Source organism: Companilactobacillus paralimentarius DSM 13238 = JCM 10415, from assembly GCF_001434985.1.
Lineage (GTDB): Bacteria > Bacillota > Bacilli > Lactobacillales > Lactobacillaceae > Companilactobacillus > Companilactobacillus paralimentarius.
Window position 1 is genome coordinate 1 of sequence record NZ_AZES01000097.1, and the last position, 2,266, is coordinate 2,266.

The following is a 2,266-nucleotide window of genomic DNA, read 5'->3' on the forward strand; positions in this document are numbered from 1 at the left end:
TTTATGGTCTAACTGTTAACTTGAACCGCCATCAACTTGATTTGACGAACAGCCGATATTTACCGTGAATAACAACTTTCATTCCTGAAGGAACATTTTCGTAGATCCATTTACAATCGGGAACAGATAGGTGGACACATCCATGAGATGAAGGTTCTCTACCTAAGGTTTTGGCGATTGATTTAACATAAGTTCCTTGTTCGTCAGTTGGTGTTGTGTGAAAAAGATACTCACCATGATTTAAGAAGGAAACGTAGTAGTATGCTCCTAATTTCAAAGGTGCTGTGTAGAAGAAATCGCCACGTTCATTTTGAATATGGTAAGTTCCTCTAGGTGTTGTATCATGTTTCCCGGTTGATGAGTACATCTCATATAGATTGGTTTTGCCGTCTTTGATGTAAACACGTTGTGTCGTGATATCGACATCGATCCACGCTTTAGGATATTTGTACAAATCTGGATATTTCTTTTTTTCAGAGGCACTGTTATATTTAAAATCTTTCAAGTTCACCATGTGCTTGTCATCTTTGACGTTTAATGGTGAGGGAGCCTTTTCCCTTAGTTTCTTCTTAGTCTGCTTCTTTTTGATAACTTGTTGTTGTGCCTCAGCCTGAGTTTTTTTAGTTGAAGTACTCGAAACGTGCCAAACAATTATCCCCAATATTAAAACTGAAAGTGTGGATAAGATAATAGTATAAATCTTCCTACGATTCATTAAATTTTTCCCCAAACATATATAATTATATTTATATTATACATGGCTTGTAGAAAAAAGCACCGTAACTAAATAATACTTTTATGTGACATAATTGTAAGTTTTATGTAAGCAATTTAGATGTACTTATTTTTGTGAATAGATTAAGATGAATTTAACATAACAAAGGGGGAAAGCAATTATGCATATTCCAATTAAACGTTCCAACAATGATAGAGTACTTGCCGGAGTAGTCGGTGGATTAGCTGAACACTTCCAATGGAATTCAACTATTGCTAGAGTATTATGGGTTGTTTTAGCTTTGACACCTTTACCAGGAGTTATCGGTTATTTAGTACTTTGGCTATTAATGGAAAATCCAGAAGATTAAATTAAAGGGGGAGAGTATAGTGCATATTCCAGTTAAAAGATCTAAAGATAATCAAATATTAGGTGGAGTCATTGCCGGATTTTGTGAAAACTTCGATTGGAATCCAGCAATCGGTCGAGTTCTATACGTTATTTTAACTTTAACGCCAGGTTTTCCAGGAATTATCGTCTATTTAATACTTTGGATGCTAATGGAAAAACCAGATATGAATTAAAAGAACTAAATATTAAAGAAAATAGAGATAGGTAATCGTACTTGATTACCTATCTCTATTGTTTTGTATTTATGCTTCTAAACTGAGTACGTCTGCAATAGTGTTAAGAACTCCATCGTGATCATTATCAGTTACGGAAATCATATCAGCTTCTGCTTGAATATGTTTACCACTATTTTTCATGGCAACGCCGATACCAGATTCTTGTAACATTTCCAAGTCATTGCCGTTATCGCCAAAAGAAATGACATTTTCAGTAGAAATATTGTAGTAATCACATAATTCTTTGATACCAGTGGCTTTGTTGATGTGAGCACTGATGATATCAATACTACTAAATCCACTTACGGCGGCGTGAATTGTGTCTCCATAATTATCATTAATATATTTAACCGTAGGGTCGAGTTCTTTGTCGTCAATTCGGATATTCATTTTGAAAATTTTATCGTTAATATCATTCATATCTTCGAGTCGTACGAGATTGTTGATGTAATAATCATTAGTTTGCGGAGAATCGGCGTTGACGTAAGTTCCGTTTTCACCAGAGAAGCAGAGGCTAATAATATTTAAATTACTATTTAGTTCCTTATCAATATCGAATAATTCATCATTATTTAGAGTGTCTTCGTAAATAGTTTTGCCATCAACTAGAATCTGAGCACCATTTTCGGCTACAATGGCATCGATATTATTAGTTTGTTGGAAAATTTGTTCGAGGTGACTATAACTGTTACCACTGGCTACGGAAAATTTAATATTTTGTTGATGCAATTGGTTAATATAATTATTTAAGCGCTGGATATTGTATTCGTGATTAGAATCAAAGAGTGTTCCATCTATATCTGTTGCAATTAATTTTATATTCTTCAAATTAAATTCTCCTAAGTAAGTTTATTTATAATTTATTATAAACCGAAAATTACAAGAACAAGTTAGCCACTTGTCCAAAAAATAAATACGAAATATA

Annotated in this window: 4 protein-coding genes; 2 read left to right on the plus strand and 2 right to left on the minus strand. The window is 33.4% G+C overall.

The genetic code is table 11. The annotated features are described in order from the left end of the window. Positions 1 to 31 precede the first annotated feature (31 nt). Positions 32 to 715: a L,D-transpeptidase gene (locus tag FD33_RS08355; protein WP_056955900.1), complete on the minus strand. Its 684-nt coding sequence runs from the start codon at positions 713 to 715 to the stop codon at positions 32 to 34. A gap of 181 nt (positions 716 to 896) precedes the next feature. Here FD33_RS08355 and FD33_RS08360 point away from each other — a divergent pair, with 181 nt between their 5' ends. Together FD33_RS08360 and FD33_RS08365 are read left to right on the plus strand one after the other, a co-directional pair. Then, on the plus strand, positions 897 to 1,085 hold the full coding sequence (locus FD33_RS08360; protein ID WP_025086418.1) for a PspC domain-containing protein: 189 nt from the start codon (positions 897 to 899) through the stop codon (positions 1,083 to 1,085). A gap of 19 nt (positions 1,086 to 1,104) precedes the next feature. Next, positions 1,105 to 1,299 (plus strand): PspC domain-containing protein, encoded by a 195-nt coding sequence (locus FD33_RS08365; RefSeq protein ID WP_025086419.1) that lies wholly within the window; start codon positions 1,105 to 1,107, stop codon positions 1,297 to 1,299. Positions 1,300 to 1,368: 69 nt separating this feature from the next. On the opposite strand, the gene FD33_RS08370 is transcribed toward FD33_RS08365, so the two are convergent. Next, positions 1,369 to 2,169: a Cof-type HAD-IIB family hydrolase gene (locus tag FD33_RS08370; protein ID WP_025086420.1), complete on the minus strand. Its 801-nt coding sequence runs from the start codon at positions 2,167 to 2,169 to the stop codon at positions 1,369 to 1,371. Positions 2,170 to 2,266: the final 97 nt, after the last annotated feature.

Coding starts and splice junctions, on each gene's coding strand:
- FD33_RS08355 (WP_056955900.1), bottom strand. CDS start 715: ATGAATCGTAGGAAGATTTATACTATTATCTTATCCACACTTTCAGTT.
- FD33_RS08360 (WP_025086418.1), top strand. CDS start 897: ATGCATATTCCAATTAAACGTTCCAACAATGATAGAGTACTTGCCGGA.